The organism is Candidatus Paceibacterota bacterium (assembly GCA_035530615.1).
GTDB lineage: Bacteria > Actinomycetota > Actinomycetes > Nanopelagicales > Nanopelagicaceae > QYPT01.
In genome coordinates this window covers 1,012,505-1,025,672 of the sequence record DATKUL010000002.1, presented here as the reverse complement: position 1 = coordinate 1,025,672, position 13,168 = coordinate 1,012,505, and the positions used below count along the sequence as shown (strand labels likewise).

At 50.3% G+C, this 13,168-nt stretch carries 16 protein-coding genes; 15 read left to right on the top strand and 1 reads right to left on the bottom strand.

The genetic code is table 11. The features are described 5' to 3' along the window. The first annotated feature begins 138 nt into the window (after positions 1–138). From VMW30_08215 to VMW30_08155, 13 genes are all read left to right on the top strand, one after another. Complete coding sequence (locus tag VMW30_08215) at positions 139–1,068, top strand: thiamine pyrophosphate-dependent dehydrogenase E1 component subunit alpha (GenBank protein ID HUW88340.1); 930 nt, start codon at positions 139–141, stop codon at positions 1,066–1,068. After that, positions 1,065–2,063 (top strand): alpha-ketoacid dehydrogenase subunit beta, encoded by a 999-nt coding sequence (locus tag VMW30_08210; GenBank protein HUW88339.1) that lies wholly within the window; start codon positions 1,065–1,067, stop codon positions 2,061–2,063. The genes VMW30_08215 and VMW30_08210 overlap by 4 nt, the downstream gene beginning before the upstream one ends. Further along, on the top strand, positions 2,060–3,142 hold the full coding sequence (locus VMW30_08205) for a biotin/lipoyl-containing protein (GenBank protein ID HUW88338.1): 1,083 nt from the start codon (positions 2,060–2,062) through the stop codon (positions 3,140–3,142). The genes VMW30_08210 and VMW30_08205 overlap by 4 nt, the downstream gene beginning before the upstream one ends. A 59-nt stretch (positions 3,143–3,201) precedes the next feature. After that, positions 3,202–4,896 (top strand): phosphoenolpyruvate--protein phosphotransferase, encoded by a 1,695-nt coding sequence (gene ptsP / locus VMW30_08200; GenBank protein HUW88337.1) that lies wholly within the window; start codon positions 3,202–3,204, stop codon positions 4,894–4,896. A gap of 102 nt (positions 4,897–4,998) precedes the next feature. Further along, positions 4,999–5,976: a sugar-binding domain-containing protein gene (locus VMW30_08195; protein ID HUW88336.1), complete on the top strand. Its 978-nt coding sequence runs from the start codon at positions 4,999–5,001 to the stop codon at positions 5,974–5,976. After that, positions 5,973–6,392, top strand: coding sequence for a transcriptional regulator GutM (locus VMW30_08190; GenBank protein ID HUW88335.1), 420 nt, complete (start codon positions 5,973–5,975; stop codon positions 6,390–6,392). Before VMW30_08195 ends, VMW30_08190 begins: the two co-directional genes overlap by 4 nt. Before the next feature lie 120 nt (positions 6,393–6,512). Further along, positions 6,513–7,052, top strand: coding sequence for a PTS glucitol/sorbitol transporter subunit IIC (locus VMW30_08185; GenBank protein HUW88334.1), 540 nt, complete (start codon positions 6,513–6,515; stop codon positions 7,050–7,052). A gap of 3 nt (positions 7,053–7,055) precedes the next feature. After that, positions 7,056–7,604 carry a hypothetical protein gene (locus tag VMW30_08180; GenBank protein HUW88333.1) on the top strand — a complete coding sequence of 183 codons (549 nt, stop codon included), beginning with the start codon at positions 7,056–7,058 and terminating at the stop codon, positions 7,602–7,604. 97 nt (positions 7,605–7,701) lie between these two features. Further along, complete coding sequence (locus VMW30_08175; protein ID HUW88332.1) at positions 7,702–8,073, top strand: PTS sorbitol transporter; 372 nt, start codon at positions 7,702–7,704, stop codon at positions 8,071–8,073. Between the two features lie 6 nt (positions 8,074–8,079). Further along, the gene (locus VMW30_08170) at positions 8,080–8,451 is read left to right on the top strand and encodes a PTS glucitol/sorbitol transporter subunit IIA (GenBank protein HUW88331.1); all 372 of its coding nucleotides are present in this window, start codon (positions 8,080–8,082) and stop codon (positions 8,449–8,451) included. 23 nt (positions 8,452–8,474) lie between these two features. Continuing rightward, a complete protein-coding gene (locus VMW30_08165) occupies positions 8,475–9,764 on the top strand; it encodes an SAF domain-containing protein (GenBank protein ID HUW88330.1) in 1,290 nt (429 codons plus the stop codon). 327 nt (positions 9,765–10,091) lie between these two features. After that, positions 10,092–10,805 carry an IspD/TarI family cytidylyltransferase gene (locus VMW30_08160; GenBank protein ID HUW88329.1) on the top strand — a complete coding sequence of 238 codons (714 nt, stop codon included), beginning with the start codon at positions 10,092–10,094 and terminating at the stop codon, positions 10,803–10,805. After that, positions 10,802–11,113 carry a hypothetical protein gene (locus VMW30_08155; GenBank protein HUW88328.1) on the top strand — a complete coding sequence of 104 codons (312 nt, stop codon included), beginning with the start codon at positions 10,802–10,804 and terminating at the stop codon, positions 11,111–11,113. Before VMW30_08160 ends, VMW30_08155 begins: the two co-directional genes overlap by 4 nt. Positions 11,114–11,129: 16 nt before the next feature. On the opposite strand, the gene VMW30_08150 is transcribed toward VMW30_08155, so the two are convergent. Next, complete coding sequence (locus VMW30_08150) at positions 11,130–11,774, bottom strand: 2-C-methyl-D-erythritol 4-phosphate cytidylyltransferase (protein HUW88327.1); 645 nt, start codon at positions 11,772–11,774, stop codon at positions 11,130–11,132. 74 nt (positions 11,775–11,848) lie between these two features. Between VMW30_08150 and VMW30_08145 the strand changes: the two genes are divergently transcribed. Both VMW30_08145 and pgl read left to right on the top strand, forming a co-directional pair. Further along, positions 11,849–12,445 (top strand): GNAT family N-acetyltransferase, encoded by a 597-nt coding sequence (locus VMW30_08145; protein ID HUW88326.1) that lies wholly within the window; start codon positions 11,849–11,851, stop codon positions 12,443–12,445. A 14-nt stretch (positions 12,446–12,459) separates the two neighbouring features. Further along, positions 12,460–13,143: a 6-phosphogluconolactonase gene (pgl, locus tag VMW30_08140; protein ID HUW88325.1), complete on the top strand. Its 684-nt coding sequence runs from the start codon at positions 12,460–12,462 to the stop codon at positions 13,141–13,143. Positions 13,144–13,168: the final 25 nt, after the last annotated feature.

Sequence of the window (13,168 nt, the reverse complement as noted above, 5' to 3'; positions counted from 1 at the left end):
ACGAGGGGTTGTGGTGTTTAATATACACATCCATCCAGACACTCGCACATATGTGAAAGTAGGAAAATGACTACTTTAGAACTTCTTACCGGCCATCCACTCGAATCAAGTGTGAATGCGCGATATGCACTTCTCACCATGTCGCGCATCAGAAAACTGGAAGAGGCGGTTGAGGATCTTTTCGGTCGTGGGATGATGCACGGCACGATGCATTTATCGATAGGCCAAGAAGCTTCGCCTACCGGCGTGTGTATGGCTCTTGATATTACTGATCAAATTACTTCAACTCACCGCGGTCACGGCCATTGCGTCGCGAAGGGCGCCGATTTGATGCGGATGGTCGCTGAACTTCTGGGAAAAGAAAATGGATATTGTGGTGGTCGCGGCGGGTCAATGCATATCGCCGATGTCGAAACTGGGAATCTTGGGGCAAATGGAATTGTGGGCGGTGGAATTCCCATTGCCATCGGTGCCGCACTTGCATCGAAGATGATGAAGAAAGGAACTATCGCAGTTTCATTCTTCGGAGATGGTGCAATGAATGAAGGAGCATTCCATGAAGCGGCCAATCTAGCCGCCATTTGGAAGTTGCCAGTAGTCCTGGTCTGCGAAAATAATAAATACGGAATGAGTTCGTCAACAGAGTTGGCTTTCGCAATTGATCATCTTTCAGAACGTGGACTTGGGTATGGAATTCCTGGTTACACCGTTGACGGCAATGATGTGGTCGCGGTTTACGAAGCGACTGAAGCGGCAGTTAAACGTGCCAAGGCGGGTGAAGGTCCGACGCTTCTTGAATTTGTTACCTATCGCTGGAAAGGCCACTCTCGCTCCGATAAGAATCTCTACAGAACGAAAGAGGAAATCGATGAGTGGAAAAAGAAGGATCCGATTCTCTTCTTCGAACATGTCGTAAGAGGTAAGGGACTCCTTACTGAGGACGAGATTGCAGAGGTTCACGCGCAAGCCACCTCGCAAGTTATTGCCGCGGTAAATGAAGCAACGAAGGGCAAACCTGCAGATCCTGCGACCTTACTTGATGCAGTGTTTAAGCAGGTGAACTCATGACCGATCGCATGCTGACAATGTCAGAGGCACTTCGTGAAGCGATGTCCATCGCCATGGAAGAGCGTCCTGAAGTCTTTATTCTCGGTGAGGACATTGGAATCTACGGTGGTGCTTTTGGCGTAACTGGCGATTTGTACCACCGTTTTGGCAGTGAGCGGGTCCGCGATACTCCGATTTCTGAACTTGGAATCGTTGGAGCGGCAGTTGGTGCGGCACTCTCCGGGATGCGGCCAATCGTGGAGATTCAATTCTCCGATTTCACGGCACAAGCGATGGATCAGATAGTCAATCAAGCAGCCAAGATTCACTTCATGGTCGGTGGAGGACTGCACGTTCCGCTCGTGCTTCGCGCCGCCGGAGGTTCGGGAACAGGTGCAGCGGCGCAACACTCACAGAGTCTTGAGGGATGGTTCGCAAATGTTCCCGGCTTGAAAGTTGTTATTCCATCTTCTCCATACGAGGCGAAGGGGCTTCTCCTATCTTCAATCGATGATCCAAACCCAGTCATCTTCTTAGAGCACAAGCTGCTCTACAAGATTCCAGGTCGTGAGCCTGTTCCAGAAGAGGCTTACAGAATTCCCCTGGGCGTTTCGCGGGTTCTGCGAGAAGGCAAAGATCTCACAGTTGTGGCAACGGGGATTATGGTTTCGCGCGCGATGGCAGCAGCAGAGGAACTAGATAAAGATGGAGTAACCCTTACCATCATCGACCCACGAACAATCTCTCCGTTGGACATGGATCCTGTTTATGCGTCCCTTGAAAAAACCGGCCGACTCATGGTTGTGCAGGAAGCACCGGAGCATGGAGGATTCTTGAATGAAGTTATCGCAAGAGTCGCGACTGGTCCTTCCCTTGGCCATCTCATTGCTCCAGTCTCGAGGTTGGCAGGAATGAACATTCCAATTCCGTATGCTCCCCAATTGGAAAAGGCCGCAGTACCGCAGATTCCAGACATCGTGAAAGCCGCCCGCGAAGTGGTGGCAAACTGGAGATGAGCAAATTTGAGTACGCAGTGATTATGCCGAAGATGAGCATGACAATGGAGGAGGGCGAACTCTTAGGTATTCGAGTCAATGTGGGTGATGCCGTGAAATCCGGCGACATTCTCTTTGATGTGGCCACTGACAAAATTGATATGGAAGTAGAGTCGCCCGCGGACGGGGTTGTGAAAGAGATTGTTGGTCAGGTCGGATCAACCATGTTGGTTGGGGCTCCGGTGCTCGTACTGCTTACCGATACTCAGGTGATGAGTTTCGATTTCAATACCCCTGCAGTACCTGAGGTGGCAGAAGCAGTGACGCCGCTAGAGGCGGTAGTTGTTCCAGAGCCGGAGGTTATTCCGGTTGTTGAAAAGACTGTGATGGCTGTGCCTAAAGCCCGGGCGGTCGCGGAAAGTCGGGGCATAAACCTCCAGAGCGTCCACCCAACCGGACCTTTTGGCACGATTACTTATGAAGATGTCAACAAGTCATCGGGGAGTGCTCCACATGCAGTGTCCGTGATTGAGACTCGTAAAGTCGCAAACCGCAAGAAGGTAGCCGAAGCCCTCTCAGTAACCCGCGGAGTTCCTCAAATAACTCTCTCGCGATTTAGCTCTCACACCACGTCTTCTTTGGATCAAGGCAGCGCCCATTTAGTTTCCACGTGGGCACGCATTATCAGAAATAATGCGCACGTTAATGTTTCGACACATGATGAATCCACTCACGACTTCATCGGAGTGGGATTGATTATGGAATCGAAGTACGGACTGGCGATTCCGGTTTTTAGGGACCCTGATCTTTCTCCAGGGCTCCACTTGCAAGAGTGGATTCAAACCACACGAGTGCAGGCAGCAGATGGCAAGGTCCCCGTGCAGATGTTGAGTGGTGCGACCACTTCGATTTTCGACATTTCCCACACAAAGATTGCTTCAGCAATTCCTATGCTACTTCCCACGCATACAACTGCCTTGTCTGTTGGAGCACCGCACGCATCTTTTGGTGAATCAGAAATCAATCTCACGGTTGACCTGCGTTACTGTGATGCTTTAGAGGCGGCCAGTTTGCTCGACCAACTCATCGACGCGCTGTAAATCCCCATCCATAACACTCAATATCTAGATATAACTAGACACATATAGAGGAGGGTACGTTGGACGCACTCCAAGGGATTTCCGCGAGTACGGGAGCGGCATTGGGTCCATTTCAGGTGATGGCTGCTGCACTACCAAAGCCCTCTTCAATTAAATCGACGCTGACTCCCGTGCAAGAGCGCGAGAATTTGCACCATGCAGTGAAGACAATTTCTGATGAATTAGCCAGTCGTGCGGCTAGAACGAGTGGCGAAGCGCAGGAAATCTTGGAGGCATCTAGCGAGATCGCCCAGGACAGCGCCCTGCTATCTACAGCTGAATCCTTGATCGACAAAGGGTATGGAGCCGCATATGCAATGTGGGAAGCGAGCGAGGTTTTCACGCAACTTCTTATTGAAGCCGGAGGCTACCTGGCCGAACGCGCAAGCGATGTGGGAAATATAAGGGATCGGATTATCTGCGTCATCTCCGGTGTGGGCTATCCGGAAATTCCTCACCTCGAGTATCCATTTGTACTTATTGCGCGTGATCTTTCGCCCGCCGATACCAGCGATTTGAAGCTCGGTCAGATTTTGGCCATTGTTACCGAAGAAGGCGGCCCGACAAGCCACACCGCGATTATTGCGCGGACGTTAGCGATCCCTGCAGTTGTTGCATGCAAAGGCGTGGTCGAGGCTGCGAAGAAAGATACGAGTGGAAAGGTTGGTGTTGATGCCCAAAGGGGACTGGTCACCTTCGATCCAACCGTCGAACTGGAAACCGAATTGGCAGCGCTGACTGCATCTATAACTGTGCGCCGCTCTAAAAGAGCGGTGCGCGGGCGCAATGGGTACGAAACCACTGACGGAATCTCAATCCCGATTTATGCAAATGTCGGACGTCTCTCCGATATTGAGGTAGCGATCAATGCTGGAGCAGACGGTGTGGGGCTTCTCCGCACTGAACTTCTGTATTTGGATCGACAGACACCGCCGACACTTGATGAGCAGCGTGATATCTATATAAAGGCATTTACGCCTTTTGCGGGTAAGAAGGTGGTCATCAGGACCCTGGATGCGGGCGCCGACAAACCAATGGCATTTATAACTTTTGCGGATGAACCAAATCCTGCGCTAGGAGTGCGGGGATACCGCACGATTGCAATAAACAAGGAATTATTGACGACGCAACTGCAGGCCATTGCCGACGCTATCAAAGTTACGGAAGCGGATGTATGGGTTATGGCTCCTATGATCACATTGCCTGAGGAGGCCGAAAGCTTCGTTGCGCTGGCAAAAAGTATGGGAATCAAAACGGCGGGCGTAATGATCGAGGTTCCATCTGCAGTTCTCTTGGCCGATGAAATAACCTCCGTCTCTAACTTCGTGTCCATTGGCACCAATGATCTTGGACAGTATCTGCATGCTGCAGATAGAGAATCTGCGGCATTGGCCCACTTCAATGACCCGTGGCAACCCGCGCTGCTGAACGCAGTACATCGGGTTGCAACTTCCGGCAGTGCCAACAATTGTCCGGTTGGAGTGTGCGGGGAAGCAGCATCGGATCCAACTCTGGCGGCCGTACTTGTCGGGTTGGGGGTGACTTCTTTGTCGTGCAATGTCAGCACCATTGAAGACGTTGCAATCGCCATGACCAATCTTTCCCATCTCGAAATGCGAGAGGCGGCCAGTGCAGCCTTACGCGCTCGCAATGCAAAAGATGCAAAAGATTTCGCAAGGAGACACCTTCCCACTCTGGTTTCTCTGGGCTTGTAGGTTAAAAATACTCAAAAAAGTTTCCGACATTTCGGCGCTAAATGCTTGCTTAATGCTGTGGCGGGCAGCACACTGACTCTATTGTTCAACTACTGAACGGATGTGACGATAGTGAAACCGCGGGACACGGAGTTAATTCTTCGTGTGGCACGCCTCTATTACGAGAAGGGGCAGTCACAGGATCAAGTTGCACGCGCCATGGGCACGTCTCGTTCCAATATTTCGCGGATGCTTTCCGATGCCAAACGAATGGGTTTTGTGCAGATAAAAATTGTCGCACCTATAACTCGCCATGACTCACTCTCTTACCAGTTGAAGAAAGCTCTAGGCGTTGGTGAAGTTCAGGTAGTAGGTACTGATCGTTCAGAAACCACATTGACATCCGTTGGACGGGCTGCCGCGATGGCACTCACACGTGCGCTACAACCCAATATGACAATTGCGATTTCTTGGGGACGAGGCGTTGAGGCCACCATAGTGGAGACCCAAAATGAGACTGTCCCTGGCTTGCGAGTCACTCAATTGATGGGAGGCCTTGCATCCATTTCTTCCTCGGTCAGTGCTGAAGAGTTGGGACGGACGTTGGCACAAAACTTACACGCGCAATTCGTCCCTCTCCTGTCACCAGCCGTAGTCAGTAACTCAAAGACGCGCAATACACTCCTGAACGAATCGTCTATAGCGCAAGTACTCGAGATTTCTCGTGAATCAAATATTGCATTGGTAGGCATTGGTTCACGCGGTTCACCGTCGAGCGAAGACGTGCTCAGACAATTTAATTTGAACAAGACTCTCTATAATTTGGTTGCCAGGAATTATGCAGGCGATATTTCGGCGCGTTTTTATGACAGCCAGGGCCGTGCGGTTAGCGCTGAGATGGACAATCGAGTCGTCGGTCTTACGCTGGAAGAGATCGCAGATATTCCTTTAGTTATTGGGGTCGCGGCTGGTGGCGAGAAAGCACTGGGAGTTTTGGGTGCAGCTCGCGCTGGTCTCATAGACAGTCTGGTCACTGATGTTGCTTGCGCAACTGAGATCCTCAAACTCATCACCCCAGCAAAGGCGGTCCGAAGCGCATGACCAACTTAACTCGAATTCTCTTGGTCATCGCCGCGATGTGGGCCGCACAGGTGGCTCTGGCCTTTATGCAGGCAAAGCGTTTTCAGGCAGACCTTTCGGCACTTCGGAAATTAGGAACAGTCGCGGTTGGTATGGGGGGCCGGCGATATCGCGGCGGTCGTGCCTTTGTAGCGCTCACGGTTGATGGAAATGAAATTGTGCAAGACGGGTTGGTACTCAAAGGCTTTACAGTTTTTGCTAATTCACGCAAGTTAAATAACTACATAGGTTTCTCACTGGACGACATTCTCTCGGGAAAGCGAGAGGGGGTAGATGATCCTAATAAGGTGCGTGAAGCAGCTGTTATGTCCGCGCAACACATTAAGGATTATTTATCGCGTTCGGACCAAGGGGAAAAAATGGGCCGGGAAAATTAATCCAACCGGACCTTTTCAATCGCCGCTCGTGCGGCCTTTATCCTTGAGGAGGGTGAAGTGGCATTAAGTGGATTGGTTGCATACGCAGCCGCGGTCACGGTTGATAAACCAACGGGCTTTCTGGGCACGTTGGCTACAGCCGCTGAAGACTTTATAAAAGTCTTCAATAAAGGCGGAGAGGTTCTCCTTGGCCTAATGGGGGGAATTCTTCCAACACTGATAGTCCTTCTGACTGCAGTGAATGCTCTCGTACGACTAATTGGTGTAGAGAAGATCGAAAATCTCGGAAGAGCCGCTGCACGTCCTGGATTCCAGTGGTACCCAGTGCGTTACATAATTCTTCCATTTGTTTCGGTCTTTATGCTCACCAACCCGATGGCTTACACGATGGGTCGTTTCTTACCCGAGCGCTTAAAGCCAGCGTTCTACGACTCAGCGGTTTCATTTGTACACCCAATTCTGGGAATCTTTCCGCACGCGAATCCGGGTGAACTCTTCGTTTACCTAGGAATCGCAACCGGTATTCAGCAATTGGGATACGGCCTAGGAGACCTTGCCGTTCGTTACCTACTAGTTGGTTTGGTCGTTATCTTCATCCGCGGAATTGTGACGGAAGCAATTACCGCGCGAATGATGACCAAAGCCGAAAGAGAGGCATAAGCCATGGCAAGTTTCACAAGCCTTATCGTCAAAATCGGCCGTGGAGTCGGTGGCGTAGTCGGCATTCTGTACCAAGCCGGACGTGACTCTGTCGACACAGTCATTAGAAACATCATCCCGTTCATGGCTTTCATTTCGTTCATTATTGGTTTGGTTCTTACCACCGGTATCGGCGACTGGATTGCCAAGGGCATCAAGGGGTCGGCTTCATCTCTTCCTGGCCTATTGCTCATCTCCATCGTTTGTGCGATCCCAATCCTGTCTCCGTTGCTTGGACCAGGCGCAGTTATCGCACAGATCGTGGGAACCCTTCTAGGAGTTGAAATTGGGAAGGGAAATATTCCTGCTCAGTACTCACTTCCAGCTCTCTTCGCCATCAATCCACAGGTTGGTTGCGACTTTATTCCGGTTGGTTTGGCCCTTGGGGAAGCCGAGCCGCAGACAGTAGAAATCGGTGTACCTGCCGTGCTCTTCTCTCGTCTTATCACCGGTCCACTGGCGGTTGTGATTGCGTACTTCGCATCCTTCGGCCTCTACAGCACAAGCAAATAAATCTTGTATACGTGTGCGGGGAGTGATCTCCCCGCACACGTATCAAGTACCTTTAGTTGAAAAATTCATATCATCATCGAATAAGGAGTCGGCGACAATGGCAGAATACAAGAGCGTACGGATCGAAGCAGGCAAAGGCGGCTGGGGTGGACCGCTCACCATTACACCGACTGATGAACGTCCCTACATCTATTCAGTGACTGGCGGTGGAATCCATGCGGTCGCTGCCAGGATCGCCGAACTAACGGGCGGAATACCTTTCGATGGCTTTAAGAGCAGTGTTCCATTCGACAAGATTGCAGTTGCCGTCATTGACTGTGGCGGAACCGCGCGTGTCGGCGTGTACCCAATGAAGAAGGTTCCAACAGTGGATATTCACGGTGCGAGCCCAGCGGGTCCTCTATCCATGTTTATTACTGCCGATCTATTTGTCTCGGGTGTAAAAGCCGACAACATCAAAGAAGTTTGAATTATCTTGTCTGAAGTTGTCTATTCATCCACGGTAACTGCCGTGGGTGCATTGGTTTCTGATTTTCGGGATCAGGGTCTTCTGGTGTGGTTTGGGGAGAACGCACCAGAAGAACTTCATGAATTTTCTATTTTGCACAAAGTTGATAATCACAAACGTGCTCCGATTGTTGGTGACACGATTGCGCTTAATGATGATTTGTTCACAGTGCTCGCAGTCGGATCCGTTGCAAGTGAAAATCTTATGAATCTGGGTCATCTAGATTTGAAAGCGAACGGACTTACGGAAGCCGAGTTGCCAGGTGACGTAAACGTCGAAGCAAGAGAATTGCCGATGGTAAAAGTCGGGGATAGACTTCAAGTCATAGCGCAAAACTAAAAAATGAATCGAGTGTTGGCAGCATGGCATACACAAAGCGACTTCAAGATCACGCAAAAACATTAGGAAGAGATGTCCGAGTTGCCCTTGTCGGCGCCGGGCAAATGGGGCACGGTTTTGGCTGCCAAATAGCGCGCATGCCTGGACTTTCACTCACACTCGTTGTTGATATTGACCCAGCGCGGATCCACGCATTATTTAAAGACATCGGAATTAATGACGTCATCATTAGCACCGACCCGAAGGTCGTTACTGATGCGCTTCTATCTGGCAAGGCTGCCGGAACCACGACTACAGAATTCATTTCCGAACTCCCATATGACATTGTTGTGGAAGCGACTGGAGTTCCAGACATTGGTGCACGGGTTACATACCAGAGTCTTCTCGCCAAGAAGGATGTCGCGGTTCTTAATGTTGAAATGGACGTAACAATTGGTCCACTTCTTCACAAGACCGCACTACTTGGCGGATCTGTTTACACGGTTTGCCATGGTGACGAACCAGTGGAGGCTAAAGTGCTTGTCGACTTTGCGCGTGACCTTCAATTAGAAGTTGTTGCTGCCGGAAAAGGCAAGAACAATCCTTTCGAACCGCTTAGTAACCCAGATACCGTCAAAGATCGTGCTAATGCCAAGCAGATGAATCCGAAGATGCTCTGTTCGTTTACGGACGGAACAAAAACCATGGTTGAAATGGCGGCATTAGCCAATACAACAGGTTTGGAATTATCCAAGCGGGGCATGTATGGACCGGCGGCCACAGTCAAGACTTTGCAGAATGTTTTTGCTCTGCAAACTGACGGCGGAGTACTTGATCGCCCTGGTGTAGTTGACTACTGCACCGGTGATGTTGCACCTGGCGTGTTCGTTATCGTTAGGTCTGACACACCTTATATAAATCACGAACTTACCTACTTAGGAATGGGTTCTGGCCCGTATTTCGCGCTTTATCGCCCGTTCCACCTGGCATCGGTAGAGGCTCCTCTCTCCGTTGCGCGAGCAGTTCTGGATCGGGAATCTTCACTCTTCGCGCCGCACCTGCAGGCGGAGGTCTGCACTATGGCTAAGAAGGATCTCAATCCTGGCGATAAAATTGATGGCATTGGTGGGTATACCGTCCGTGGATATTCTGATATCGCCTCCGATGCCCGTCGTGACAATCTGGTGCCCATCGGACTTGTACAAGGCGCGATTGTTCAAAAGCCGATCAAAGTGGGGGACCTTATTTCATACGATCAGGTCGAGCTCAATGAGTCGAGTTTGATTGTTCAGTTGCGCCGTATGCAGGACAACTTGGGTCTCACCTACGCGTAATACGCACCCTCGTCATAGATCGTGAGGGTTTGATTCGCGTATGACTGGAGAGTTGTTCACCGTGACAATGTTGACACGTCTGGACCGCCTCCGAGGACTTGTCACGGTCATGTAGTTGCAGTTCTCTCCGCAGATTTTGCTGGGCTTGAGTAAACAGGCCCGAATTGCGTCGCTCCTTTGCAGCAGCTGCCATCTTGAGTTGCTCGGCTTTGAGCATCACCTCATCGAAGGATTTTCGGGCAATCCAGCGAGAAAGGGACATATTTGAAGTCTGCCATATACGGCACTCCCGACATAGTGAGGCGACTCAGGTGAGAGGATGTGCGTATGGCCGCACCAATACTTGCACCTATGCGAATCGCGGTGATCGTCCTCGCAGCAGGAAGCGGATCTCGTTTTGGCAGTGCAACTAATAAGGTCTGGCTGCCGCTGGGTGGACGGCGCATAATTTCGCGCTCGCTGCTCAATGCCGTGAAGAGTTTCCCAGGTTGCCGAACAGTGCTCGTAATAAGCCCGCAGGACGCGGCACTAGCAAACCAAGTTCTCGAACGCGAAGCTCCTGACTTGGTGATCGAACTTGTTGAAGGCGGCCAGACTCGTCATGATTCCGAGTACAACGCACTGATGCACTTGGCTCCGTCAATTCTAGATGGCAGCATCAATGTCGTTCTGATTCACGATGGAGCGCGTCCACTTGCTACCGCTCTACTCTTTGATGAGGTCGCACGGATGGCGCATCATCACGGAGGCGCACTTCCTGCGATCACCGTGGACCCTTTTGAAATCGATTTTATGAGTGAAAACAAAATTGTCCGCGTTCAGACCCCACAGGGGTTTAGAGCGATGGAGCTTCTGTCTGCCTACCAGCAAGCACACCGCGATAATTTTGTGGGCACCGATACTGCAGCTTGCATGGAGGAATATTTCCCAGATATTGAAAATATTGCTGTGCTAGGAGAGACGCAGAATGTTAAAATTACCTATCCGCAAGATCTCGTGATCGCCGAACATGTGCTTGAAATGCGGGGGTATGCCGAATGAGCGATGAAGTGATGTATGCAGAATTGCATTGCGCGCATTGTGACCAAGAAACTCTGCACGCGCTTATTTATGCCGGTCGGCTGATTGTTTCCAGTACTTGTCAGACTTGCCACACCCAAGTCAAACACGAGCCAGGGGACCTTCGCCTTCATTACATCAAAGATCTCGAAAACAGGATTGCCACAAAACCGGCTCGACTTTGGAGAAGATTTTGGAAGTCACCGGCGGGAGTCATGTGGAGTACGCCGAAAAAAGTGTTGCAGCAACCAAAAAAGTTCTGGCGAGAGATCAAGTCGCTTTTCCGCTAACTCATAAAATTGGTTTTTAGACGCTGGTCTGGCGCCAATGTAGGAATGACTCAAGTAGATCCCGCTCTCCGACGGAGTTAATTCGCAGTGCCTCAGGAGTTCCTTCGACATGTGCAGTTCGAGCATCTTTTTTGAGGGGTAGGAACCATCCGCTGTCCCGACTGTTTGAATCAATGGCTGAAGTACGGATGAGTTCTGGAGTCGATATTCGTCTGACCGAAGTTCGATCCAAGGTTTCTTTAATTATGGAATCAGATTCAATAATTTTCAAAGTTTCGGTAAATGCAATTGCGGGTCTGACTGCATCGACTAAATCACTGAAACCCTCAACAATTCGTGAGAATTGGTCGGGACTTGTAAGTGGTCGAGAGGCATCATGGATTATGAAGGCTTCGCAGATTTTGCTCTCCGGCGCAAGTGCTGCTGCGAGTGCATGTGGATCGCATGGATTGCAGATAAGTAATTCGTGGGAAATCCGATTTTTCTCAAGTAGGTCCGTGATTAAAGGGGAGTGCTCCATATCCACGGCAATTGTGAGGGGGAGGGTGGGCCAGAATTCTTGGAGCCCATGGATGGCTCTGATCGCACTAGGAGTTTTGTTTACTTCCAGAAACGCGGTAGCCGAGGTAACAGCCAGAACAAGTCGAAATGAGGGCCTCATAAGAGCAAAACCATATCGCCTGGGCATCACAAATTCGAAACATCGTGGCTGGTCGGTTGGCTATCGTGGGGGTCGTGAACCATTGGACGCTTGAGCAATATGCCATTGAAACGCCTCGCCTCCTCCTTCACCACATTTGTGCCTACGATTTAATTACGCTTTTTGAAGAGCCAGAGAACTTGGTGATCTATGAAGGAAAGCCGTATACAAATCCTCATCGCCACTTGATGGACGAAAGTGGCCCTCTCGCATGGAGAGTTCCACAGGTGAGAGTGGATCCATCACTCAATAAGTGGTTTGTTCGTTGGATTGTTCTGAAAGAGAGTAAGGAAATAATCGGCAGTACGAGCTTTCACGGGGCGCCTGATTCAAGCGGAATGATCGAAGTTGGTCTTGGGATTCAAGAGAATTTTCGAAATCAAGGATTTGCGCGAGAAGCATTGCGAGGATTTTGGCTCTGGGCTCTTCAATTTCCGGAGGTCAAGATTCTGCGCTATACGGTTTCGCCGACAAATCTTCCATCAATTCGGGTAATAAATTCTTTTGGATTTGGATACAAAGGCGAGCAGATGGACGAGATTGATGGCCCCGAGAGCATTTACGAAATACCTCGCGATGAGTTTCTTGCGAATTTCTCGGACCCAGGTGTCAAGAAAATCGATAAGGAATGAACGGGAATCGAGAGATGAAGATTTCCTCGTCTGTAGACGAGTTGATCTCTTCAGTAAGTGATTTAGTTATAGCCCGGATTCTGGAAGCGCTTGCCGTAAAGGGTAAATTTCACTTGGCGCTCACCGGAGGTATCGCTGGCGGATTGGTGACCGAACAGTTGATAGATCGCTGGAATGCAGAACCCCAAAAGTTTCTTGGGCTACATATTTGGTGGTCGGATGAACGGTTTGTGGAAGTTGGGAATGGCGAAAGAAATGCACATGCGCTACTCACGCATTTACGATCGGATTCGGGAATTCATATACACCATGTTCTAGCCTCTGATTCTGGCGTAAGTCTAGAAGTGGCTGCGTCGAGATATGCATTCGACCTCGCTGGCATCGCCATGGATTTGACGTTGCTTGGAGTGGGAGCCGATGGTCATGTTGCTTCAATTTTTCCAGGTGCTTCATCTTTGAAAGAGGGCGGCGATGCTATTGCCGTGAGGAACGCTCCTAAATCGCCGCCTATGAGAGTTTCGTTCTCGATGGAGAAGATCAATGAATCTGCTTCGGTCTGGCTCCTTGCCTCCGGTTTTAACAAGCGGGATACGGTAGCCAAGATACTTCTCGACGATACCTCGATCCCTGCCACACTTGTTCACGGCCAAGAAGAGACACTTCTTTTTGTAGATCGTGATTCTTTTGCAAGTGAGTAAGATTCAAGAAAGCGAAATGGAGAAT

Coding starts and splice junctions, on each gene's coding strand:
- VMW30_08215 (HUW88340.1), top strand. CDS start 139: ATGTCGCGCATCAGAAAACTGGAAGAGGCGGTTGAGGATCTTTTCGGT.
- VMW30_08210 (HUW88339.1), top strand. CDS start 1,065: ATGACCGATCGCATGCTGACAATGTCAGAGGCACTTCGTGAAGCGATG.
- VMW30_08205 (HUW88338.1), top strand. CDS start 2,060: ATGAGCAAATTTGAGTACGCAGTGATTATGCCGAAGATGAGCATGACA.
- VMW30_08190 (HUW88335.1), top strand. CDS start 5,973: ATGACCAACTTAACTCGAATTCTCTTGGTCATCGCCGCGATGTGGGCC.
- VMW30_08180 (HUW88333.1), top strand. CDS start 7,056: ATGGCAAGTTTCACAAGCCTTATCGTCAAAATCGGCCGTGGAGTCGGT.
- VMW30_08175 (HUW88332.1), top strand. CDS start 7,702: ATGGCAGAATACAAGAGCGTACGGATCGAAGCAGGCAAAGGCGGCTGG.
- VMW30_08165 (HUW88330.1), top strand. CDS start 8,475: ATGGCATACACAAAGCGACTTCAAGATCACGCAAAAACATTAGGAAGA.
- VMW30_08160 (HUW88329.1), top strand. CDS start 10,092: ATGGCCGCACCAATACTTGCACCTATGCGAATCGCGGTGATCGTCCTC.
- VMW30_08155 (HUW88328.1), top strand. CDS start 10,802: ATGAGCGATGAAGTGATGTATGCAGAATTGCATTGCGCGCATTGTGAC.
- VMW30_08150 (HUW88327.1), bottom strand. CDS start 11,774: ATGAGGCCCTCATTTCGACTTGTTCTGGCTGTTACCTCGGCTACCGCG.
- pgl (HUW88325.1), top strand. CDS start 12,460: ATGAAGATTTCCTCGTCTGTAGACGAGTTGATCTCTTCAGTAAGTGAT.